The following is a 24,510-nucleotide window of genomic DNA, read 5'->3' as shown; positions in this document are numbered from 1 at the left end:
TCAGATGAATGACTGAATGACGGCCCACACATCGCGGCTCTCAAGCCCGAGCTTCCATTCCGCGACGCCCGCGCAGTCCGCCTCCTGAATCGCTTCCATCTTCTTTTTGACGGAAGAGATGTCCTCGAGCCAGACCTGCGTCTTTGTGCCGCCCTCCGTCTTCTCCGCGTAGTACTGGCCGTCTTCCTCGTCCCATGTTTCTGTGAGGCCGTTTTCCTCCACATACGACGCGGCGGCATCCATGCCGTATGCCTTGCCGGACGGCGTATTCCCGTCCTCCGTCGTCCACACCCGCGTATAGAAGGGGATCGCCGCGATCAGCTTCGCCTTCGGGACATACGCCAGCGTGTCCTCAATGCCCTTCTTCACGAACGGCAGAGACGCGACGGATCCCGCCTCCTCCGAGCCGGCCGTATGCTCATCGTAGCACATCGCCACGACAAAGTCCGCAACGGCGGCATACTCCTTACGGTCGAGATATTTCGTGTAGGTCGGAACATACGCGTCAATTGAGAGCACCAGTCCCTTCTCCCTGCACCGGATGGAAAGCTCCCTGATGAATTCGGAAAATGCAGCCGAGCTGCTCTCCCGTACCAGCTCGAAGTCCACATTGATTCCGTCCGCGCCCGCCTTCGTGACGCGCTCCACCACCCGGTCGATGACCGCGGTGCGGGCCTCAAAGGAAGCAAGCACCGAGGCGGTTTCATCCGCGGAGGAAATCCCGCCGTCAAAATCGTTGAGCACGGCCCAGACCCTGACGCCCAGACGATGCGCCTTGGCCACATACGCACGGCTCGCGATGTCGGTCAGCCCGCCCTCCGTGTCATCGAGGGAAAACCAGGTCGGCGCCACCACGTTCACGCCCTCCGCCTTCTTCAGCGCGCCGAGCATCGTCCGGTTGCTGGAGCGGCTCGTCGTCTGGTGAAAGACCATGTTGATTTTCCCGCTGATTCCGGTATCCGCCGTCGTGTACTCTCCGCCCGGATTCTCGAGGTTCAGTGTCTCCGCAGCGGCTTCTCCGAGCGCATTTTCATCCACATAGCCTCTGTATCCGTTGTACGTCATCACGTACGTCCAGCCCTTCACCTTGCTGCCGCTGGTTCTTCCGTCCGCGTCCGTATCCAGCACATAGGCCCTGTCGCCCTTCTTCATATCCCGGATGATCGGGCTCTTGATCCCCGCCCGGTAGCGCACCGCGGCGTTTTTGCTGAAGGAAGCGGCCAGAAGGGTCCCGTTGGTGCGGATCACCTCCCGGCCGGGCGACTCATAGTAGTGAGCCTCCATCGCGGTGACCGATTCGACATAGGACAGTGCGAGATACAGCTTTCCTTCCTGCAGCACGGCCTCCCGGTTCTCCGTGCTGCCGGAGCCCAGGTCCAGGGTTTCCATTTCGGTCGGCGTCGTCCGGATCAGCAGCGAGGCCGGCTCGTCGTAATAGAGCGCGGGGTTGATTTTCTCCGCGACAATCGAATAAGGAAGATACGGCAGACCGTCGATCAGCACGCCCGGCTCCTCCGAAATCGTGTCGTCCACAATCACGGCGAGATCGCGGCTGCCGGAAAAACCGTAGTAATCCGCCGCCGTCATATGCTTTCGGGAAGGCATATAATGAAACAGCGCAAGGGCCGCGGCGGCGAGCGCCGCCAGCAGCGCCGCTGCCAGCACGGCGCGCCTCCTCAGCTCCTGTTTCCGGTTCTGTCTGTCCATCTGTACTCCCGACCGCCTCCCGGCAAAAGAGGATCCTCTTCTGCTGTCCGGCTTCGCTCCGGCAGCTGCAAAACACCGCCCCTCTCAGGATCCATCCGCGTATATTCAGGGAATATTATGGCACAAACCGCCGTAAAACTCCACATGCATTTGCCCTCGGCGCACAGCAAGACCGGGGACGCGTGCACAGCCGATGTACGATGTCCCCGGTTCGATTCTCTTCATCCTGAAAACGGACCGGCCGGCAGTCCCTCCTCCCGCAAGCAGTCTGTCGCTGCCGGCCGTGCGTATTCACTTCCTTTATCTTATTTCAGTCTTTCATCCCATCGGCGTTTTCCGCCGGTCTGAAGGCGCCTCCTTTCCGCGGTCCGGTCCGGACAGACCGGACGCGCCGCGTGACCCGGGCGGCTCCGGGACCGCGTCCGCGCAAACCTGCGCGGACGCCGGTCCGGCGGCCGCCCGGAAATCAGCCGCACCGGCCGCCCGCCTGAGCGGGGGCGCGGCCGTACCGTCAGCATATTCCGTGATCGCTTTAACAGCGGACGCGTACGGACGCGCCCGGAGGAAGGGGGCCCTCTCTACGTTCCCGATTCTATCACGCTCCCTTTCCGGGTCAAGCGGTTTGCACGAACCCGGTTGAATCCTGACAGAATCCGGATGCATTCTTTTATCAGCGCTCCGGAGGAGACGGGTATCCGGAGTCCCCGCCCTCGAACGGGAAAGCGCCAGCCGCCGGCGGACGCCGGCGTGCTCCTCCGGGATTCCCGTCCCCCGCACGGGCCGGCGTGTGGCAGGCTTTCGTGTTTCTCCAATCCCGTACGCCGTTTACAGTCTTGACAGCGTACGATATAATGGCCTTAATTATCACAGGGAGATCAGAATGAAGGTAGAAAAAATCAGTGAGAACCAGATTCGCTGCACTCTGACCCGCGAGGATCTTGAGCAGCGCCATATCGTACTCAGCGAGCTGGCCTACGGATCCGAGAAGGCGCGCGCGCTGTTCCGTGACATGCTGACCGAGGCGTTCCGTTCCTGCGGCTTCTCGAATGATGCCAATATGCCGCTGATGATCGAGGCGATCCCCCAGCGGGAAAACGCGCTGGTCGTCATGATCACCAAGGTCGAGGATCCGGAGGAGCTGGATACCCGCTTCGCGAAGTTCTCGGCGAGCAATGTGCTGCCCGACGATGAAACGCCGCCGATCGGCGGTGCGGACGACATTCTGGATACGTTCCGCAAATACGTTGACAAGAAGAGCCAGAAGCCGTCCCGTTCCGACGAGGCAGCCTCCCACCCGTCCGGCGCGGCCAAGACACCGGCGGCGGGCGGAAACGGGAAGAAACGTACCGCGTCCGACGCCTCCGACGCCCGCGCCGCCGGCGGACCGGCGCCGGTCATGACCCGGCTCTACTCGTTTCTTTCGCTTGATGACGTCATCGGTGCCGCCGCCGCGCTGCGCGGATTCTACCGCGGCAAGAACACACTCTTCCATCTCGAGAAGGAGAAGCGCTATCTGCTGGTGATTCATCAGTCCGCTCACACGCCGGAGGAGTACAACAAGATCTGCAACATCCTTTCTGAGTACGGCGCGCCGGTCCGCTACGCGGCGGCCACGGAAGCCTACTACACGGAGCACGGACACGCCGTCATCGCGCATTCCGCTCTGCAGGAGCTCGCCGCGCTGAAAGGCTGAACCCGCAGGCGCGATTCATCCTCCCCAGCATAGCCGGGGATTAACCTTTTCATTAAGAGTGAATCGGATATGGCAGTCCTCAGCCGGACTCGCATAGAGAGCGGAATCTCCGGGCGCTTTTTCAGATCCGATCGGCAAAACAGAGCCGGATCCCCGACTGGGAATCCGGCTCTGTTTTTCTGTACTGCGCTCCCGCTTCGGAAACGCTCAGGCTTCAGCGCTCTTCGCTTCCTCCGCCGCGTCCTCCGCGGCCAGCGTCTCCTGAATCTTCGCATCCGTCTTTGCCTTGTCCGCGAGGAATTCGTTCACGGCCTTCTCCACCACGTCAGCGTCCAGTCCGTGAACCATCGCCGCTTCCTCCAGCGTCTCGCCCTGAGACGCCGGGCAGCCGAGGCAGTGCATGCCCATGCTCATCAGTACCGGTGCTGTATCCCAATCGACCATCAGGATCTCCCCGATCGTCATATCCTTTGAAATCTGTGCCATATGCAAACCTCCGCAAAAAACACTTCACTGCTGCTTCCCCGCATCATGCGGGCAGCGCCATTATAAGCCCAAACGCGGCGCACTGGCAAGGAGAAGATTCCGCCGCGTCTCCCATCCGCGGAAGAAATCCCGCCATATCGTGCCGCCCTTTTCTTCAGAGGTCTTCGCTGTTCCTGCTGTTGAGGATGATCCCCGGCAGTCCGCGAGAAAAAAAGTTTTTGTCTATGCTGGAAGGATCTGTGAAGGAAGCCCTGATCACGACGCTGCAGTTTCCGCTCCACTGCCCGGCCTTTCTCACGGGCTCTATGGCCGACCGGATCTTTTTCGCAATGTTTCTCACTTCCTCTCTGCCGCGGAACTTCATCAGCAGGTAGAAATAGCTTTCCTCCGCCCTTCCGATCACGCAGTTCGTCCCGCCGCAGTCTCTCAGGATCCCGCCGATTTCCCGCAGCAGACAGTCTCCCGAGCTGTCCCCGTAAAGCTTTACGATCTCACTGTACTCGGGAACAAATACCTCGATCATCGTAAAATCTTCGCCCGTACGCCAGTATTCGACAAGATAGTGATAAACGCTGTCCGAAATACCGCGGGCATTGGAAAGTCCGGTAACCGAGTCAACGCATGAAAGTCTTCTCTCTTCTCCAATGAACCGCCGCGCCTCCTCCGCGTCGATCACGGTCCCCAGAATCCCTATGATCCGGCCATCTCGGTAGACCGGGATCTTGCTTGCGATGATTTCCCGGTTTGTGCCGTTCACAATGCAATCCCCTCTTTGCCGGCAGATCTTCTTTCCGACGCTTAATACCTGCTCCTCGTCCTTTTTGAAAGGTTCCGGATCGATGTGCCACCCGATATCCTCATCCGTTTTTCCGATGATCTCCTTTTCCGAATGAAGCCCGAAATACCGGAGGAAACTCTCGCTTGCGCCGGCAAACCTTCTCTTTGCATCCTTCCAGAAATACATGCGTTCTGCATTCAGAACCATGTTTTTCCAGAGGACTTCCCCTGCGATCCCCCGGCTTTCCTTTCTGTATCGGACGTCGCCCAGCGAAGATACGATCTTGGTGATTCTTGCTTCATCGAGTTCCGTCCGGACCGTAACATGCAGCGCCTTGTTGAAATCAGACCGCTGCATCGGAATGATGATATGGAGGAACCATCGGTATTCTCCCGAGGCCGTCAGGCTCCGGAAAATCCCCATAAGATCATGGTTCCGCTCCAGACGGGATTTCATGGCAGCAGCATCAATGAATTCCAGAAACCTCTCCCGATCCGGCGGATAGCAGTACTTCTCCGTCCAGGCCCCGACAACCGAGGAGATGCCCTTTTTCTCTGCTCCCACTCCCATCGGCTGATCAGACAGAGAAGATTTTACGCCTTCCACCGTGTCGTTTTTCAGGTCGAAGACGGCGATGTCATGGCACATATAATACAGGTCGCTCATGGCCGCCATCGTCGCCTGCTGAAAGTTCTGAACATTGACTTTCACATACTGGATATGGACCGTATAAAGATAATGGTTCTCCTGTACCGCCTCCACGGATCCCGTGAGCTGCATGTAGTGATCGCCGGAAGGATAGGACGTCGTCTGAGGGCCTTTCTGTTTCCTGAGCTGCTGATCGGCATACTGCCTGTGGAAAATATGGATCGGGTCGCCGGGCGTGTTCATTTTATGTTCCCAGCCTTTCAGATCCCGCACATTGTCCTTTGCTAAACTCTCTCTGTAAGCCTCATTGACAAAGAGAATCTTCAGATTCACGCCGTCGTCATCCAAAACACAGAGGGGCTTGTCCGTGAGGTAGTCGATGCGGCTGAGCTTCGTCAGATAGGATCGCCACATCGCCGGCTCCAGATCAAATCCCCGTTCTTCCAGATAAGGGGCCAGTTTTTCTATCGGCATGGGCCGCGCGACATAATACCCCTGTATTTTTTCACATCCGATTTTTCTCAAAAAGAGAAACTGCTCCTCCGTTTCCACGCCTTCGGCCAGCGTCGAAACGTTCAGCTGCTTCGCCATCCGCACCACAGCCGTGATGACCTGTCTTGACTTTTCATCAAAGTCCCGCAGGAACGACATATCGAGCTTCAGCTCATCGAAGGAATACTTTTTCAAAACACCCAGCGACGAATAGCCCGCTCCGAAATCATCCATCCACACCTTGTAGCCCATCTGATGGAACCGGCGGATAAAATGGTCCACCTTGTCGATATTTTTGACAAAAAAGCTCTCCGTAATCTCCAGATTGGTGAACTCTCTCGGCACGCCATATTTCCGTGAGATTCCGTCAATCGAATCCGGAAGATCGTCATGCAGAAAGTCCTTCCTCGAGAGGTTCACCGATACCGGGACCGGATTGCTCCCGTTTTTCTTAATCTGTGCGTATTTGCGGCAAACCTGTTCGAACATGTAGAGATCCAGTCTGTAGATCTGACCGGTTTCCTCCAGGATGGGGATAAAACGTCCCGGGGGAATCATGCCGTACCCGGGGTCCAGCCATCTCACCAGTGCCTCAAAGCTGCACACTGTTTTTGTCATCGTACGGATAATGGGCTGATAGTAAACATGGATCCATCCGCTCTCCAGCGCTTTGTCGAAATTCCGCATGATATGAAATTTCAGAGCGTTATCTTCCCGGATGGCGTCGTTAAACCAGGCGTACTCCGATGCTGTGGTCTGTAAAACGGATTCGCAGGCCAGTCTGGCCTTGTCGCATGCGTCTGCCAGTCTGGTGCCGTTGTTTTCAAATTTGAAAATGCCGGTCTTTACGGCCAGATTGTTCCCATCGCCCAGTTTTTTCATCTGCGAAAAAAGCGCGTTCAGCCTTGATTCGATCTGATCGTTTTCCGCGTATACGACAAAGTGGTCGCTTTCAAAACGGGAAGCCCTGTCTCTCCCGAAACAGGTCCCGATCAGCTCCGCAAGAGCCTTGATCTGTCTGTCTCCGACCTTGAGTCCGTATCGGTTGTTATACTCCTTCAGTCCGCGCAGGTCGAAGTACATGACGACAGGCACCTGACCCTTCTCCCGGATCTTCTCAATGTCCGCCGCAGCGTAATCGAAAAAATGCGTCATATTCTGCAGTCCCGTCAGGTCGTCATAATGCTTTGTAAATTCAGCGCTTTCCGATGAGGAATACCTGCCGGACAGCGTCGTCAGCACCGCCTTGACCATCTGGTCATGGCCCGCGTCCGCCGTCTCATCCGTGTATGTGATGAAGGCGAGATTTGCGCCGTCCACCGTGATGTGCCTGCCTGTTCCGTGAATCAGGCGGTACTCCGTCTGGTCTTCCCTCTTGTTCCGGAAAACAATATCGTACGCTCCATCCCCCGCGGCGAAACGATAGGAATGCTGCTCCATCCTGGCGATATCGTCGGGATGAACATTCCTGTACAGATCTCTGCCAAGACCGTAAATCGCTTCCTCACAGCTGCCGTATCCGAAAAGCTCAAGATAGGCCTTGGAAACCAGAAGCGGCCTGATCTGATCTTCGATATACTGGTACACCGCGATCGGGATGGGTATATTTTCTATGAATGCCCGCGTGTCAGCTGAAAACTCATATATCTTCATACAAACTGCGGCTCCTTCTCGTGATCCGCTCAGCAAAGCCGGCGAGATAGCCTTCCGTTTCTGTCCCGGAAACTACAGCTTTCTTTTCGGTCGAATCCTTTTCTCTCATAAAAAAGCCGCTTCTGTTCATACATCTGCTGATCGGCAATCCGCAGTGCCTCTTCGATTCCGCTGCTGTCAGCGCACCAGTATGCACCGGAAGAAAACTGTTCGGGATTCCGGTCCCTTCGTTTTGCAGAAAGCACTTCGTAATCCGTATCAAATTCCTGCTGTGCTATATCCGGAACCATCACCACGAACTCATCCCCGCCGGCCCGGTATACATTCTCCTTCCCGAACCGGGATGCCAGCATCTCCGCAGCGCTCTGCAGCGCCTGATCGCCTTTCTCGTGTCCTCCCGTATCGTTGATATACTTCAGATTATTCACATCCGCATAGACAAGGCCGACCGGAACATGCCGCTTTGCGAGCTGTTTCATGCTCTCCATCATGGCATTGCGGTTGAACACACCGGTCAGCGTATCCGTTCTGCTGAGCCGGTTGAGGTCTTCCATCAGCCGGTGGTTGACGATCTTCGCGCCGATGAAGTATGAAATCGAATTCAGAACGGCCTGCGTATTGACGAGGTCATTCCGCTCATAGTTATCCGCGCCAAGATACCCGATCAGCTTTCCGCTGTCATAAAACGGCGCAGCCGCCAGCCGATGGATCCCCTGCCGTTTCAGGTTCTCATAGTCCACCGGATCGTCCTCCCTGAGCTCCTCGATATCCGCAATCAGGACACTCGCGCTCTTTTTCAGGTACTTTTCCCATCCGCCGAGATAGTCATCATAGTTCAGATTCTGCAATGTCCGAATCTCCGGCGTCACGCCTTCCGCACACCACTCAAAGGTATTGCTGGCGGTCTTTCCATCTGTTTCCAGAACATACAGCCGGTCCGGATGAATAAAGGCGCTGAGCTGTTCCAGCGCATGGTTCATGCTTATCCTGAAGTCTTCACCATTATTCAGAAGCTTGGAGATAAGGAGAATGATCTCGTCGGTATTCTTTTCACGCCGGCTTTTCATAACGGACTCATCCACATTGGTGAAGATGAAGGAGACGGTGTCCGGTGCGGACGCAGGACCTACCGTGAAATCAAGCCAGTGTTTCGCTTCCTCCGAATAGAAGCAGGCATGCACCGCCTTTCGCTCCTCGAGCGCCTGCTGACAATAAGGAAACCAGACATTGCTCAGAGAGTACAGTTCCAGAAACTCGTGATCAATCAGTTCTTCTCTCTGAAGCCCCGCTATATTGCAGTACGCGTCATTGACATATATATACCGCGTATTCACCACCCGGCTGCGCGAGGAATCAAACAAAACCCGGAACACCGCATAGGGCGCCGGGATATCTTCTGACAGTCTGAGCCTGATACAATTATGCTGAATTTCACCTGATGCCATTTTTTTCAGATACAGAGTATCCTTCCATTCACCTTTCTTTCCGATACGGACTCCGGAAGATCCGATCCGGTTCCGTCTTTCAAAATGCATTCCGTTCGCGGGTGCTCTGCCGACACCGCAATCTGCAAAGGAATAACAATATCAGTATACCACGAATACATTTCGAGAAAAATAAAGTCAGAAAAATTAAGTAGATCCGGAACGGTCCGGAACGCACCGGCCGTCTCCAAGTTTTACTTGTAAAAGAGTGCGGCATGGCATAAAATACGCATAGGGTTTTCACAATGAAAAGGAGGACAAAGTCATGGCATATGTGATCTCTGATGAGTGCGTCAGCTGCGGAACCTGCGCGGAGAACTGCCCGGTCGGCGCGATCTCCGAGGGTGAATCTCATTACGAAATCAACCCGGATGAGTGCGTTGATTGCGGAACCTGCGCGGAAGGATGTCCGACAGGCGCCATCTCCCAGCAGTAAAAGCGGGACAAAAACGCTGCCGCGTGTCTGAATTGCCAGACATGCGGCAGCGTTTTTCGATACCCGAAACCCGGGGCAGCCCCGTGATCTTCCCGGAAGACGCGATTCAGCTGCAGCGCTGCGGCGTTCCGGGATGCCGGCGGCTTACGCCTCCGTCCAGCCGGGCGCTGTCCCGAGCCCGAAGGCGTCGTGAACGGCGCGGACGGCCCGTTCGCCGTCTGCACGGTCAATGAGGACGGTCATCCGGATCTCCGATGTAGTGATCATATCGATATTGATCCCCTCGTTGTAAAGCGCCTCGAAGAGCTTCGCGGCGCAGCCGGCGTTGCCGATGAGGCCGGCCCCGACCGCCGTCAGCTTCGCCTTGCTGCGGTTCAGATCAAGGCGCTGGAACTTCAGCCGCTTCTGGTTATCTTCCAGCAGCTGCATTGTCCGGTCCGCGTCCGGATCCGCCACGGTGAAGCAGATGTCCTCCAGGCCGTCATGGCCGAAGGACTGAAGGATCAGGTCGATATTGATGCCGGCTTTCGCGAGAAGGCTGAACAGCCGGAAGGCCACGCCCGGTTCATCCCGAAGGCCGATCACGGAGATCCGGTCCGCCGATTCGTCCAGTGTCACGCTGCTGATAATCATCTGTTCCACGTCTCTTTCCTCCCTGACCGTTGTGCCGGCTTCGCCCGTCCCGAGCGAGCGGAGCACCAGCGTGATCCCGTAGCGCTTCGCGAGTTCCACGGAGCGGCTCGTCACCGCCGGATGGCCGGACAGATTGAGTTCCATCAGCTCGTCGTAGGTGAGCTCCTTCACCAGTCTGGCCCCCGGGCAGACCGCCGGATCGGCAGTATAGACGCCGCCTTTTTCCGTGTAGATCTCACAGGTATCCGCTTTCAGCGCGTAGGAGAGTGCCACAGCGGTGGCGTCCGCGCCGCCCGGTCCCAGTGTCGCCACGTCTCCGTAGCGGTTGATTCCCTGGCCTCCGGTCACGATGACAACCCGGCGGTCCTCCAGCTCGTGAAGGATTCTCGTCGTGTCGATGCTCCGGATCCGTGAGCTACCGTAGCCGCCGATCGTCACGGTCTCCGTTTGAAACGCATTGAGCGAAACCGCCCGTATCCCGATGGCGTCCAGCGCGATGGCCATCAGGGAGGCGGTTCTCTGCTGGTCTGTCGCGAGCAGCATATCCCGCTCGCGTTTCGGCGGCTTCGGATTCAGCGCCGCGGCCTCCCTTTCCAGTGCTTCCGCCGCATCGGAAGAGGATGAGAGGATCACCACCACATCGTCGCCCGTGCGGTAATCCTCCGCGCACTGCGCCGCAGCCGCCATCATCTGCTCCGGCGTTCCGACGGCGGAGCCGTCATATTTCTTCACTCTGATCATAGATGTCCGTCCTCAAAAAAAAGAGCCGGCGCGTCCGCCCGGACGCGCCTTTTCTTCACGGCTTGATCCCGCCGTTTTCACTCCTGCTCTTCCTTCTTGCCGCGCCGGAACCACTTGATCACGCGCTGATCGGACGCCGCGAGATCCCGGAACTCCTTCTCGGCCAGTTTTCTCGTGACGAAGCTGAACTCGCCTCTGTATTTCTCAAGATGACGGGTATGCTTGATCGCGCCGAAGGTGTTGACCGCCTCTGCCTCCGTCCCTCTGTAGCGGACGAAGAACGGACGCTCCACCTCGTCAACCGGCATCAGCGTGCAGGGTTCTGCGCTGTAGTCGGCGGCAATCACCCGGCCCGTATGGCGCACGCAGTCGATCACATCGCCCACCACCGCGCTGGCGGTCGGCAGGGAGCCCGCGCCGGAGCCGTAATACATCGTGGTGCCGACTGCATTTCCCTTCACCATCACGGCGTTCATCACGCCGTCGCAGGTCGTCAGCGGGTTTTCCTGTCCGATGACCATCGGCGCGACCAGTGCCCAGATGCCGTGCTTCTCGCGGCGGGATGTCGCCAGCAGTTTAATCCGGCAGTTCATCGTCTTGGCGTAGTCGATATCGGCCTCGTCCACCTTCGTGATGCCCTCGGTCAGGATATCCTTGTAGGAGATATGGCACCCGTAGGCCAGAGAGGACAGGATCGCGATTTTCCGGCAGGCGTCATATCCCTCGATGTCCGCCTCCGGATGCAGCTCAGCATAGCCCTTCTGCTGCGCCTCCCGGAGCGCGGTGTCGAAATCCTTGCCGTCATTCGTCATGTTGGTCAGGATATAGTTCGTGGTGCCGTTGAGGATGCCGGTGACCTCCTCGATCTCCTCACCGGTCAGTGACTCGTTCAGCGTCCGGATGATCGGGATGCCGCCGCCGCAGCTCGCCTCGAAGAGGTAGTTGGCGTCGTGCTCGCGCGCAATCCGGCGAAGCTCGACGCCATGCTCGGCGACCAGCTCCTTGTTGGACGTGCAGACGCTCTTCCCCGCCATCAGCAGCTGCTTCGTGAACTCATAGGAAGGTCTTAGACCGCCCATCGTCTCGACGACGACCGTGATCTCCGGATCGTTCAGAATGTCGTTGAAATCATGCGTCAGGATCTTCCCGATCGGCGTGCCCGGGAACTCTCTTAAGTCCAGCGCCCGCTTCACCTCCACCGGCTCGCCGACACGCCGCGCGATCGCATCCGCGTTCATCATCAGAACGCGGACAACGCCGGACCCGACGGTACCGCAGCCCATCACTGCTGTCTTTGCCATGTCGAACGTCTCCTTTCCCGGATCATCTGTTCTCCGGTTTGTCAGTCTGATCGGTATTGCCGAGGGCCGTCCATCTCAGGTACGCGTTGATGAACGGATCGATGTCCCCGTCCAGCACCTTCTGCGCGTTGGTCTGCTCCTCACCTGTCCGCAGATCCTTGATCAGCTGATACGGCTGCAGGAAATACGAACGGATCTGGTTTCCCCACGCGATCTCCGTCACCTTGCCGCGGATGTCGTCGAGCTTTTCGGCGTTCTGCTGTTTCTTCAGCATGAACAGCTTGATCTTCAGCTCCTGGAACGCCTTGTCCTTGTTCTGGAACTGGGACCGCTCGTTCTGGCACGTCACGACGATTCCGGTCGGGAAATGCGTGATCCGGATCGCGGAGGACGTCTTGTTGATATGCTGGCCGCCCGCTCCGGAGGAACGGTAGGTATCGATCCGGATATCCTTCGGATCGATCTCGATGTCGAGATCCTCCTCGATATCCGGCATCACCTCGCAGGCTGCGAAGGACGTCTGCCGCTTTCCGTTGGCGTTGAACGGCGAGATGCGCACCAGCCGGTGCACGCCGTGCTCGGATTTGAGCAGGCCGTAGGCGTTTTCTCCGTTCACCTGGAAGGTGACGGACTTCAGCCCGGCCTCATCGCCCTCGAGCTGGTCGAGAACTTCCACCTGGAAGCCGTGCGCTTCCGCCCAGCGCGTGTACATCCGGTACAGCATGCCGGTCCAGTCCATGGCCTCGGTGCCGCCGGTTCCGGCATGAAGCGTGACGATGGCGTTGCATCCGTCATATTCGCCGGACAGCAGCGTCTTCATGCGCAGCGCGTCGAATTTCTGTTTGAAGTCGTCGAACATCTCCTGAACCTCCGGCACCAGCGACGGGTCCGGCTCCTCGTCGGCCATCGCGATCATATCCCGGATGTCATTTCGGTTCTCGACCAGATTGTTGTATCCGTTCACATCTTCCTTCAGGGAGGCGAGCTGCTTCATCTTTCTCTGCGCCTCTTCCGGATTGTCCCAGATGTGCGGATCTTCCATCTCTCTGTTTAATTCCTGAATGCGTTTCTCTTTGACAGCGAGGTCAAAGTGAATCCCTCATTTCAACTAATGGCTTGTCGTAGGTATTCAGCTCGAGTCTGATCGGATCTAACTCTACCAATAGTCTCACCCTCTTTCTTCCGAGGCGGCTTTCCGCCTCTCAAACAAAACAATTTGCGGCCGTTCCGTCTCCTCCGCGTAACTCAGGCCGGGACGGACGTGCCGAGGCTGCTCAGCTCTTAACTATACAGGAAACTGAATCGCTGCGCAAGGCTGAATCGGATCCGGGCGGCATCAGCGCGACAGCAGCGAATCGGTCAGTCTCGCGAACTCCTCAAGCGACAGCTTCTCGCCCCGGACGTCCGGAGAGAGTCCTGCCGCCATGAGCGCTCTGGCTGCGTCCTCCTTCGTGAAAACGTATCCTTTTCCGTCCGTTTTCTTAAGGAAAGGCCCGAAGCCCGCGATGCCGTTGGTCAGCTTCTTTCTCCTCTGGTTAAAGGAGGCGCGGATCACTTCGAAGAGAAGCGTCTCATTCGTCACGCTGGCCGGCGGCTTCGGATAGCGCTTCAGATGCACGACCGCGCTGTCCACGCCCGGCTGCGGCATAAAGGATGAGGGATGCACGATCCGGACCACCTCCGGGCGTGCGAAATACTGAACCGACAGCGAGAGCGCGCCGTATTCCTTCGACCCCGGCTGCGCCTGCATCCGGTCGGCCACCTCTTTCTGGACCATGCACGTGACGCTCTCGATGGGCGCACCGCTCTCGAACAGCTTCATGATGATCGGAGTCGTGATGTAGTAGGGAAGGTTCGCCACCACCTTGACCGGGCGCCCTTCATACCGGTCACGGACAAGCGCCTCCAGATCCATCTTTAAAATATCGCCGTTCACGACCTCGACGTTGTTCCAGCCCATCAGCGTATCCTCAAGAACAGGGAGCAGCGTCCGGTCGATCTCCACCGCCACCACTTTCCCGGCCGAAAACGCGAGATACTGGGTCAGTGTGCCGATCCCGGGCCCGATCTCGAGAACACCGTCCGACTCCGTAAGGCCGGCCGCCCGAACCGTCTCCTCCAGCACATCCGCATCAACCAGAAAGTTCTGGCCGTACTTTTTCCGTGCCGTGATGCCATGGCTGCGCAGCACGGCGGCGGTGTGTACGGGGCTGCCCAGATAAGGCTGTTTCTTCATGCCGTCTGTCCTTCCTTCTCCGGTCCGCCGGAGATACGATTGTATGAGGATGGCCCGCTCGTGAAATCTGAGATTTCAGAAGCGGGCCATCCGTCCGGAGCATCGCTCCGTCAGAAATTGAAATCCTTCTCATGGAGAACGATCAGGCCGTCCTCCTTATCCGCTCCCTTTCCGAAGCGGAATTTTCTTCCGGACCGGTCGATCGCCCGATCCAGCATGTCGCGCACCCGGCCCACCGTGACCGGCTCGGCGTCCTTCTGGTTATCGCCGATCATCGTGTACAGCGCAAGCGTCGCCATCTCGTCCAGCTTGTATCCGTTCTCCTTCGCGTACACCTTGCCGAAGCCGACCAGTTCGTCGTTGGTGAAGACGGGAACCGTGATGCGGCTGGTGAATTTCGCGGCGAAATCAGGATGATTGCTGAACAGCCGCCGGAGATCCTGCTTCTCGTCCTCGAGGATCACCACCAGATCGTCGGTCCGGAACTCCATCGCCTTGCCAAGCCGCTCGACCGCCTCGTCGCTCAGCGCGCCGGCCGCCTCGATCAGAAGGAATCCGCCCGCAAGCTTCTTCACAACCGCCGCCGGATCCTTTTTGTTAAATGCATCCGACACGATCTTTCCGACCTTGGCCGCCTCGATATGAAGATCAAGGCAGATCGAGAGGATCAGCGCGTCCGCGAGACGCGTCTTCCCGGAGCCCGGCCGTCCCATGATCGCGATGTTGCCGCTGCGGGAGGTCTTGTCTCCGCTGTGATTGTGCACATCCGCGAGCGCGGATGTCGCCTGGTAGTCGATACCCGGAATCTTCGCGAAATAGGAAAACGCCTTCGCCTCCGCCGCGGTGAATTTCCGTCCCTCGACCGGCACCTTCTCAAGCTCGTCCGGATCGTCGGAAATCTCGTAACGGGCCGCCGCCGGATCCTTTACCGGCGCGAGGTTCATCAGCTGCTCCCGGCTCGTCTCCTCAGGCGGCACGGCATCCTCCGCAGACGCCGTCTCCCCGTATTCCTTCAGAAGCTCCTCGTCCGCCTCGGCTCCGCCTTCCTCGTCCTGCTCCGCGAACACCGCCGCCGTAGAGGGTACGGAATCTTCTCCGTCGAAAATCGAATCCAGTTCCTCAGAGAGACTTGCCGCAGCGGTCCGGCCGCTTTCCTGCGGCTCTCTCACCGGTGTTTCCGCTCCGTCTTCCCCGATCGTCCCGTTTTCCTCCGGCTGCGCCGGTTCCGGTCCGGCTTCGCCGTTCTCTTTCTCACCGGACCCGGCCGCTTCCGCAGTCTCCCCGTCCTTCTCCGTATCGTCTCCGTCTCCGGACGTACGGACGCTTTCCGCCTTCCCGTCTGCCGTCCGGCCGATGCCGGCCAGCGCGTTCGCGACGGTCTCGCCTGCGGCCTCCTCCGGGCTCCGGATCGGCTTCTCCTCCGCTTCGCCGGCTTCCTGCCTGCGGCGCTCGCGCCTCTCGGCGAGAATCTTTTCGATCTCCTCCTGGAAATGGAATTCTCTTGTCAGCCCCAGCGACTCATCCGTCTCACGGCTGAGTACTGTGCCGGTTTCGTCCTTCTCCGACTGCCCGTCCTTCTCCGTCTCACCCGGCGCTGTCTCCGCTTCCGCGGCCGTTTCTCCGGATTCCGGCTCCGCGCCTGTCCCGGGCGCATCTGACCCGGAGTCTGCTTCTTTCCGGTCATCATCGCGCTCAGCCGGTTCCGCTTTCGGACGCTCTTCCGAGTCTTCACCGTGCTCAGCCGTTTCCGGTCTTTCTCCCCGGTCGTCCTCATGCTCAGCCGCTTCCGTTTCCGGACTCTCTTCCGTGCCTTCGCTGTGCTCAGCCGCTTCCGCCGCAGCGCTTTCCGTCCGGGTGTCACCGATCACAGCCGCCGGACCGGCTGCCACGACCGGTTCCTCCGGCATCTCTTCCTGATCGAGCCGTTCGAGCAGATCCTCCTCGTCCTCCTCGGACGCGTGCCGTGCGGCGGACGCCGCGGCCGCTTCCGCCGCGTCCGTCACCGCCGGTTCAGCGGCTGCCTCGGCGACCTGCTTTACGGCTTCCGCTTCCTTCTCGGCCTCAGCCGCCGCCTGCCGTTCGCGCGACTCCTCATCCGGGTCCTTGATACCAGCCGCCCTCGCGGCCTCGCGTACCTGCTCCGTAAAGCTCTTCGCCGTGGACGCCGGCTCCGCAGGCGCCGTCTCCTCCGTTTTGTCCTCTTCGGCTTCCGGCGTGCCGGCAGCCGTTTCCGGTCCGTCGTCCGGAGTATGCACCACGGTATCCGTCAGCTCGTAATGTCCGGAAGCGACCTCACTGGCGAATTCGCCCGCCGTCTCCGCGAACAGCTTCTCGAGATCGAGGGTATCCGGCTTTTCTTCGTCCAGCGCGCGGTCGATCGCGTCGTCCTGCGCCTCTTCCCGTGACTTCGGCGTCTCCTTTTTTCCGAACACGCGCGTCAGTCTCTTCGCGACCGAAGACGCGTTCTCTTCGGCCTCCTGCTCCAGCTTTCTGACCTCTCCTCCGTCAGACTTCACCGCGGCAGCCAGCGCCTCCGCGTCCACGGCAGGCTCCGCCTCCTTCGCGTCAGCCTCAGACGGCTCCGCCGGCTCCGGCTGCGCGGCCGTATCGATCGGAAGCGGGGCGTGCGTCGTTCCCGGCTCCGCCGCGATCTTCATGTCCGCGTCCTCGTCCTCCGCGTCGTCCACCGGTCTGATGCCGGAAAATACGGCCCGGATGCTGCCTAGCAGACGGTGCTGCAGCTTCTCGCTTCCGCTCTTTTCCTTCTTCTTCGTCTCCTCACCGCTGTGAGCCGCCTTCAGCTCCATCACGTTCCGGTCTCCGATGGCGGAACCGGCCGCCTCATCCATCTTCGTGATGGCTTCCTCCGCCGAGACCTTCGGCTTCTCCTCTTCCTCATCCTCGGCGGCATCCACCGCCTTCTCCACGGTCTCCATGCCGTTCAGCACGACCGGTTCCTCCGCGGGCTGCTGCTCCTCCGTCACGAGCGCGGCCTTCTCCTCAGCCTGACGCCGGACCGCCGCGTCGTACTTGATCTGCTGGGACGGGGTCAGGGAATCGAGCTGCATTTTCAGCTCCATCGCCTTTGTGACGTACTTTCCCTCGGAAAACCAGAGAATCATGTCATCGCATTCCTCGATGCATTTCTCCTTCTGGCCGTTCCTCAGATAAAGCTTCGCGAGCTCATAAGCCCAGCGCTCGGTGTATTCGTGGTTCTTGTATTCCCGAAGGACCTGAATCTGGTCGTCGAGCGGGGCCTTTTCCGCGCGAAGCAGCTTGTATTTCAGAATATAGCGGGACGTGTCGTTGGGCGAGTTCTGCTCGAACTCATTGAGGAACTTTTTCGCCTCGTCGAAGTCTCCCGTCCGGATATCCAGCTCGCAGATCCGGTAGAGCACCGTCTTGCTGGAGGCGGAGCGCCGGTAAGCGTACTTCATGACGCGGAGGCTCTCCTCGTACCTGTGATTCGCCTCGTAGATCTCGCCGATCATCGACAGTGTCCGGACGCTCTTCACATGCCTCCAGTCAATCTCATCAGCCACGTCGGATGCGCCGCGGAAATCGCCGGCCTCCGCCAGCGAATTGATCTGCTCCAGCTTGCTGATATATTCTGCTTTATCCACTTCGTTTACCCCTTTTCCACCTTACCATCGGAAACGGTAGAATTTTCCATAATCATGGAAATTATACAACCATGCCCCTGCTGTGTCACGCCCTATTCGCGCTGCACAGCAAAAATCCCCGATAACCGCGTATGCTTTCGCTCCGCGATATCGGGGATTCTCTGTGAGCGGTCCAAACGGCCGCGGCGTCTCGCTTTTACGCGCCGGGCATCCGGCGTCAGTTGCCTGAGGACTTGTCCGGCAGGAAGGGCCGGACGGACTACGCGAGCGAATGGACTCAGGACGGTCGTGACCGGAGCCGGTGCCTGCACCGAAACAGGGCCTCCCGGCGGAATCATTCGTTCCCGCCCGGAGGCCCCGCCTTCCGTCAGGAGGCATCCCGGCCCCGAAGAGCATTCGGATGCCTGTCCCGGTCAGCGCACCGGATCCAGATGCCAGATATCGTCGACATACTCCCGGATCGTGCGGTCCGAGGAGAACTTGCCGGCCGAGAAGGTATTCATCATCGCCATCTTCGCCCAGCGCGTACGGTCGCGGTACGCCTCCTCCACTTTCCGCTGCGCCTCTGCATAGGCCCGGAAGTCGGCCAGAATGAAATACTTGTCCGGAGCGCCGTAGCGGTTCGTCAGAAGCGAATTGTAGATCGGCCGGAACAGCTCCGTATCCGGGTCGAAGGTTCCGTTGATCATCTGGACCATCACCTTCCGGATCTCTCCGTCGGTGTTGAAGATATAGTTCGGATCATACCCGCCGTTGTGCTCGTAGTTGATCACCTGATCCGAGGAAAGGCCGAAGATGAACGCGTTCTCCCCGCCCACTTCCTGCACAATCTCGACGTTGGCGCCGTCCATGGTGCCCAGCGTCGGCGCGCCGTTCAGCATGAACTTCATGTTGCCGGTGCCGGACGCTTCCTTCGAGGCGGTCGAGATCTGCTCGGATACATCCGCCGCGGCGAAAATGATCTCTCCGTTGCTGACCTTGTAGTCCTCGATGAAGACCACCTTCAGCTTGCCCTTCAGATCCGGGTCGTTGTTGACGCTGGCCGCCACCGAGTTGATCAGCTTGATGATCAGCTTCGCGATCTCGTAGCCGGCCGACGCCTTGGCGCCGAAAATGAAGGTTCTCGGATAGAAGTCCATCTCCGGGTGTTCCTTCAGCTGATTCCGGAGGTACATCACATGCATGATGTTGAGCAGCTGGCGCTTGTACTCATGCAGCCGCTTGACCTGCACATCGAAGATGGAATTGGGGTCGATCTCCACGCCGTTGTGCTCAAGCACATACGCCGCGAGGCGCTGCTTGTTCCTGTACTTGATGTTCATGAACTCCTGCTGCGCCTTCGGATCGTCCACATAGAGCTTCAGCCGGGACAGCTGGGAGAGATCGGTGATCCAGCCGTCGCCGATCTTGTCGGTGATCCATTTCGCCAGCTCCGGATTGCCGTGGAGCAGGAAGCGCCGCTGGGTGATGCCGTTCGTCTTGTTGTTGAACTTCTCCGGCATCATCTCGTAGAAATCCTTCAGCACGTCCTTCTTCAGGATCTCCGTGTGAAGCGCGGCTACACCGTTTACGCTGTGGCTTCCGACAATCGCCAGATAGGCCATCCGCACCTGACCGTCATAGATGATCGCCATATTGCGGATCTTGTCGGGGTTGTTCGGATACCGCTCCTGAATCTCGCAGAGGAAGCGGCGGTTGATCTCTTCCGTGATCTGATAAATCCGGGGAAGCAGGCGCGAGAAAAGATCGATGGGCCATTTCTCCAGCGCTTCCGCCATAATCGTGTGGTTCGTATAGGCGCAGGTCCGCGTCGTAAGATTCCACGCCTGATCCCAGCCGTAGCCGTACTCATCCATCAGCAGGCGCATCAGTTCCGGAATCGCCACGGTCGGATGCGTGTCATTGAGCTGGAAAGCCACTTTGTCCGGAAGGTTGTCCAGCGTGCCGTACATGCCGAGATGCTTCTCAAGCGCCTCCTGCACGGAAGCGGAGATGAAGAAGTACTGCTGCTTCAGCCGGAGCTCCTTGCCGGCCATATGGTTGTCGTTCGGGTAGAGCACCTCTGTGATGGTGCGGGCGAGATTGTCCTGCTCCACCGCCTTCTCGTACTCGCCCCGGTCAAAGGAAGCCAGCTCAAAGCGGTTGATCGCTTCCGCGTCCCAGATCCGAAGCGCGTCGACGACGCCGTTCTTGTAGCCGACGACCGGAATATCGTACGGGACGGCACGGACCGAGGAATAATTCTCGTAGATGAAACGGTTGCGGCCGGTCGCGGGATCATACTCGATGCGGGTGTTGCCGCCGAAGCGGACCTCCTTCGCATGCTCCGGGCGCTTCAGCTCGAACGGGTAGCCGTTCTTCAGCCAGTTGTCCGGCACTTCCTTCTGATAGCCGTTCTCGATCTTCTGTCTGAACATCCCGTAGTGGTAGCGGATGCCGCAGCCGTAGGCGTGGTAGCCGCCGGTGGCCAGCGAATCCATGAAGCAGGCGGCCAGCCGGCCGAGTCCACCGTTGCCCAGCGCCGGGTCCGGCTCCTGATCCTCGATCGCGTTGATATCGAGGCCCAGCTCGTCCAGCGCTTCCTTCACATCCTCGTATTCCCCGAGGTTGAGCAGATTGTTGCCCAGCGCCCGGCCGATCAGGAATTCCATCGAAAGGTAGTAGACGATCTTGTTCTTCTGCTCCCCGAACCGCTTGCAGGAATCCATCCACTGGTTGATGATCGTATCCTCGATGACGTCCGCCACTGCCTGAAAGATCTGCTCCTGACTCGCGTACTGCAGATCCGTACGGTAAAGCTTCCTGACGTTGGTCTTCACGTCCTCGATAAACCGCTCCTTGTCGAATCCCTTCAGCTTCTTCGTCGTGCTCAAATGCTGTGCCTCCTTTATTTTGTATCCCCGGATTTCCGGAAAACGGCAGCCCCGCCGAAGCGGCGGAGCCGTCGGTCCGCTCACTGTTTTACGACGCCCAGCGTCACAGGCTCGCCGTTGATTGTCCAGTCCTTCACATAGCCTTCCGGCTCGCCGAATCCGATCCCGTCGGCCAGCACATCGCGGCAGATCTGCCCGCGGTTGCGCTCCATGACCTTCTGCAGCTTCTCGTTTCCGGCCGCGCTGACGCGGATTCGGTCCATCACCTCGAAGCCTGCTTCCTTGCGCATCGTCTGGATCTTGGAGATCAGCTCGCGCACGAAGCCCTCCTCGATCAGCTCCGGCGTCAGGTGCTTGTCCAGCACCACCGTCAGATTTCCGGAGGTCATCGCCTCGAAGCCTTCCTTTTTCTGCGTCTCGATCAGCAGATTGTCTTTGGAAACCTCCGTCTCCGCGCCATCGATCACGAGCGTCACGGTATCCTTCGTCCGCAGCTCCCGTTCCGCCTCCGCGGGATCCAGCTTCCGGATCGCGCCGATCACGACGCCCTTCTGCTCCTTCGGGAAATTCCGCCCGATCGCGGCAAAATCCGGTTTGATGGAAATGCCCGCGAATTCGCTCACGTCATCCCGGAACTCAAGGCTCTTCACATTCAGCTCGTCCAGGATGATCGCCTGATCGTACGTGGACACCTCATAGGGCGCCTTGATGTACATCCGGCCGATCGGCTGACGGTTCTTGATACCGCTGCTGTTCCGGACCGCACGCCCGAGGACCACGATGTCGAGGACATGCTTCATCCGCTCCTCGAGATCACGGTCGATCCGGCTCTGATCCGCCACAGGATAATCGCAGAGATGGATGCTCTCCTTCGCGTCCTTCTCGACAGTGCGGACCAGGTTCTGGTAGATCTCCTCCGTCATGAACGGGATCATCGGCGCGGCGAGAAGGATCGTCGTCTTCAGGCAGGTGTAGAGCGTCTCATAGGCGTTGATCTTGTCCTGCTCCATGCCGTGAGCCCAGAAGCGGCTGCGGCTGCGGCGGACATACCAGTTGGAAAGATCATCCACAAAATCCTGCAGCGCCTTGCCGGCTTCGGTCGGCCGGTAGGCCGCCATGTATTTGTCAACGGTCCCGATCGTCGAGTTGAGCCTGGAGAGGATCCAGCGGTCCATCACGCTCAGCGTCGCGTCGTCCGCCTTGTACTTCGTCGCGTCGAACTGATCAATGTTCGCGTACAGCACGTAGAACGCATAGGTGTTCCACAGCGTGCCGAGGAACTTTCTCTGTCCCTCCTGCACGGCCTTGCCGTAGAACCGGCTCGGAAGCCAGGGGGCCGAGCTGGTGAGGAAATACCATCGGATCGCGTCCGCTCCATATTTGCCGAGCGCGTCCATCGGGTCGACGGCATTTCCCTTCGACTTCGACATCTTCTGTCCGTTCTCGTCCTGAACAAGGCCCATGATGATGCAGTTCTTAAACGCCGGCTCATTAAAGAGCAGCGTCGAAATCGCATGCAGCGAGTAGAACCATCCGCGGGTCTGGTCCACCGCCTCGGAGATGAAGCTCGCCGGGAACTGCTTTTTGAACAGCTCCTGATTCTCAAACGGATAGTGAAGCTGGGCGAAGGGCATTGAGCCGGAATCAAACCAGCAGTCGATCACCTCGGGCACCCGGTGCATCTTGCCGCCGCAGTGCGGGCAGGTGATCGTGACCTGATCGACATAGGGCTTGTGAAGCTCGATCCCGTCCGGGCAGTTGTCCGCCTTCTCCTTCAGTTCACTGATAGAGCCGATGGGCATCTTCTCTCCGCAGTCATCGCAGACCCAGATATTGAGCGGCGTGCCCCAGTAGCGGTTTCTTGAAAGCGCCCAGTCCTGGACGTTCTCAAGCCAGTCCCCGAACCGTCCCTTTCCGATGGAAGCCGGAATCCAGTTGATCAGGCTGTTGTTGCGGATCAGGTCATCCTTCACTTCCGTCATCCGGATAAACCAGGACTCTCGTGCATAGTAGAGGAGCGGCGTGTCGCAGCGCCAGCAGTACGGGTAGTCATGCTCGAATTTCGGCGCGGAGAACAGCTTGCCGGATTTCTCCAGATCCTTCAGTACCTCCGGATCGGCGCTCACGGCGCCGGCCCTGATCTCCTTCTCGGAGGGCTTCGCGCGCATACCCGCGAACGGTGTCTCCTCCGTCATCTCGCCCTTCTCGTTGACGAACTTCACCAGCGGCAGATCGTACTTTTTACCGATCCGGTTATCATCCTCGCCGAAGGCCGGCGCGATATGGACGATGCCGGTGCCGTCCGTCATCGTGACATAGGAATCGACCATCACATAGAAACCCTTGCGGTGCTGTGCGTCCGCCTTCTTCTTCGCGCACTCATAGAGCGGCTCGTACTCCACGTACTCAAGCTCCGTTCCCTTCCATGAAGCGAGGATCTCGGGCTTCTTCTCCCCGTCGAGATTTCCGAGCACCGTATCGGTCAGCGCCCGCGCCATAATATAGGTATAGCCGTCGGCCGCCTTCACCTTGACGTACTCATCGTCCGGATTGACGCAGAGCGCCACGTTGGAGGGAAGCGTCCAGGGCGTCGTTGTCCAGGCGAGGAAGTAGACCTCCCCGTCCTTCGTCAGATCGTTCGGCACGTCCTGCTTCGTGGCGCGGTCGTAGGTATAACCGGTCAGGCGGAAGCGGACGATGGCGGAACGTTCCTTCACCGTCTTATAGCCCTGCGCCACCTCGTGGCTGGAAAGCGGCGTACCGCAGCGCGGACAGTATGGAACGATTTTGTATCCCTCGTACAGAAGGCCCTTGTTGTAGATTTCCTTCAGCGCCCACCACTCGGACTCGATATAGTCATTATGATACGTGACATACGGATGATCCATATCCGCCCAGAATCCGACCGTGTCGGAGAAGGTGCGCCACATGCCTTCATATTTCCAGACGGATTCCTTGCATTTCTTAATGAAGGGTTCCACCCCGTACTGCTCGATCTGCTCCTTGCCGTCCAGGCCAAGCTGCTTCTCCACCTCGATCTCGACCGGAAGGCCGTGGGTATCCCATCCGGCCTTCCGCGGGACCTGCTCGCCCTTCATCGCGTGATAGCGCGGAATCGTATCCTTGATAACACGGGTCAGAACATGCCCGATATGCGGCTTGCCGTTGGCGGTCGGCGGGCCGTCATAGAACATATAGGTGGGGCATCCTTCCCGCTCCTCGATACTTTTGTTGAAGATGTCGTGGTCTTTCCAGAACCGGACCGTCTCCTTCTCCCGATCGACGAAATTCATGTCCGTATCGACTTTTTTGTACATGACTGGTACCTTTCTTCCTGCTTCTTTTTCTGACGGGCGGGTTTTCTCTTCACCCGCTCCGCTGATGAGCCGGCGGCCTGACGGCCTTCCGCCTGTCCGCTTTTCCCGGTGCAGAGGCGCCGCACGCTCCGGTTCATGCCGCGCAGTCTTCACTTGAATCCTGCAACTCAGTATTCTACAGACTGCCGCAAGCGCGTGTCAAGAGAAACGCCCGGCCGCGGCCGGTTTCCATGAAATCGATTGCAGTCCGCCGAAAAAACGGCCGCCGGACCGATTCATGAAGTTCGGCTGGTGTCCGGCCGGGCGGATCATCCGGACGGATCATGTTCACCGGTCCGATTGGTGTCCGGCCGGTTTTCTCCGGGACGCGGGGAGGGCGGCCGCGCCTCCCGCGGCCGCCCTCCCCGGC

The 24,510-nt window shown here is 58.8% G+C and carries 12 protein-coding genes and 1 pseudogene; 2 read left to right on the top strand and 11 right to left on the bottom strand.

The window, feature by feature from the left end; genetic code table 11:
- Entirely contained in the window at positions 1 to 1,707 is a 1,707-nt protein-coding gene (locus tag G4C92_RS09615; RefSeq protein WP_274939648.1) for a glycosyl hydrolase family 18 protein, read from the bottom strand.
- An 880-nt stretch (positions 1,708 to 2,587) separates the two neighbouring features.
- Between G4C92_RS09615 and G4C92_RS09610 the strand changes: the two genes are divergently transcribed.
- Positions 2,588 to 3,400, top strand: coding sequence for an adaptor protein MecA (locus G4C92_RS09610; RefSeq protein ID WP_274939647.1), 813 nt, complete (start codon positions 2,588 to 2,590; stop codon positions 3,398 to 3,400).
- A gap of 285 nt (positions 3,401 to 3,685) precedes the next feature.
- Here G4C92_RS09610 and G4C92_RS09605 read toward each other — a convergent pair.
- From G4C92_RS09605 to G4C92_RS09595, 3 genes and pseudogenes are all read right to left on the bottom strand, one after another.
- A pseudogene (locus G4C92_RS09605) lies at positions 3,686 to 3,886 on the bottom strand (DUF1858 domain-containing protein); the annotation flags it as partial.
- A 154-nt stretch (positions 3,887 to 4,040) separates the two neighbouring features.
- Complete coding sequence (locus G4C92_RS09600) at positions 4,041 to 7,457, bottom strand: EAL domain-containing protein (RefSeq protein WP_274939646.1); 3,417 nt, start codon at positions 7,455 to 7,457, stop codon at positions 4,041 to 4,043.
- A gap of 29 nt (positions 7,458 to 7,486) precedes the next feature.
- Complete coding sequence (locus tag G4C92_RS09595; RefSeq protein WP_274939645.1) at positions 7,487 to 8,902, bottom strand: sensor domain-containing diguanylate cyclase; 1,416 nt, start codon at positions 8,900 to 8,902, stop codon at positions 7,487 to 7,489.
- 304 nt (positions 8,903 to 9,206) lie between these two features.
- On the opposite strand from G4C92_RS09595, the gene G4C92_RS09590 reads away from it, so the two are divergent.
- On the top strand, positions 9,207 to 9,377 hold the full coding sequence (locus G4C92_RS09590) for a DUF362 domain-containing protein (RefSeq protein WP_274939644.1): 171 nt from the start codon (positions 9,207 to 9,209) through the stop codon (positions 9,375 to 9,377).
- 144 nt (positions 9,378 to 9,521) lie between these two features.
- Here G4C92_RS09590 and G4C92_RS09585 read toward each other — a convergent pair whose 3' ends face one another.
- From G4C92_RS09585 to ileS, 7 genes are all read right to left on the bottom strand, one after another.
- Positions 9,522 to 10,751 (bottom strand): aspartate kinase, encoded by a 1,230-nt coding sequence (locus G4C92_RS09585; protein ID WP_274939643.1) that lies wholly within the window; start codon positions 10,749 to 10,751, stop codon positions 9,522 to 9,524.
- Positions 10,752 to 10,828: 77 nt separating this feature from the next.
- Positions 10,829 to 12,052, bottom strand: a complete 1,224-nt coding sequence (locus G4C92_RS09580; RefSeq protein ID WP_274939642.1) for a homoserine dehydrogenase — start codon at positions 12,050 to 12,052, stop codon at positions 10,829 to 10,831.
- 22 nt (positions 12,053 to 12,074) lie between these two features.
- A protein-coding gene (gene prfB / locus G4C92_RS09575; RefSeq protein ID WP_274939641.1) for a peptide chain release factor 2 occupies positions 12,075 to 13,215 on the bottom strand; the annotation gives its coding sequence in 2 pieces (ribosomal slippage) (positions 12,075 to 13,139 and positions 13,141 to 13,215; 1,140 coding nt in all).
- Between the two features lie 173 nt (positions 13,216 to 13,388).
- Entirely contained in the window at positions 13,389 to 14,288 is a 900-nt protein-coding gene (gene rsmA / locus G4C92_RS09570) for a 16S rRNA (adenine(1518)-N(6)/adenine(1519)-N(6))-dimethyltransferase RsmA (RefSeq protein WP_274939640.1), read from the bottom strand.
- A gap of 110 nt (positions 14,289 to 14,398) precedes the next feature.
- On the bottom strand, positions 14,399 to 17,911 hold the full coding sequence (locus G4C92_RS09565) for a hypothetical protein (protein WP_274939639.1): 3,513 nt from the start codon (positions 17,909 to 17,911) through the stop codon (positions 14,399 to 14,401).
- A gap of 413 nt (positions 17,912 to 18,324) precedes the next feature.
- Positions 18,325 to 20,784 (bottom strand): glycogen/starch/alpha-glucan phosphorylase, encoded by a 2,460-nt coding sequence (locus tag G4C92_RS09560; RefSeq protein WP_274939638.1) that lies wholly within the window; start codon positions 20,782 to 20,784, stop codon positions 18,325 to 18,327.
- Positions 20,785 to 20,864: 80 nt separating this feature from the next.
- Positions 20,865 to 24,101, bottom strand: a complete 3,237-nt coding sequence (gene ileS, locus G4C92_RS09555; protein WP_274939637.1) for an isoleucine--tRNA ligase — start codon at positions 24,099 to 24,101, stop codon at positions 20,865 to 20,867.
- Positions 24,102 to 24,510 lie beyond the last annotated feature (409 nt).

Origin of the sequence: Chordicoccus furentiruminis (genome assembly GCF_019355395.1) — a bacterium.
Classification (GTDB): domain Bacteria; phylum Bacillota; class Clostridia; order Lachnospirales; family Lachnospiraceae; genus Chordicoccus; species Chordicoccus furentiruminis.
This window is presented reverse-complemented; position numbering and strand designations above follow the sequence as displayed.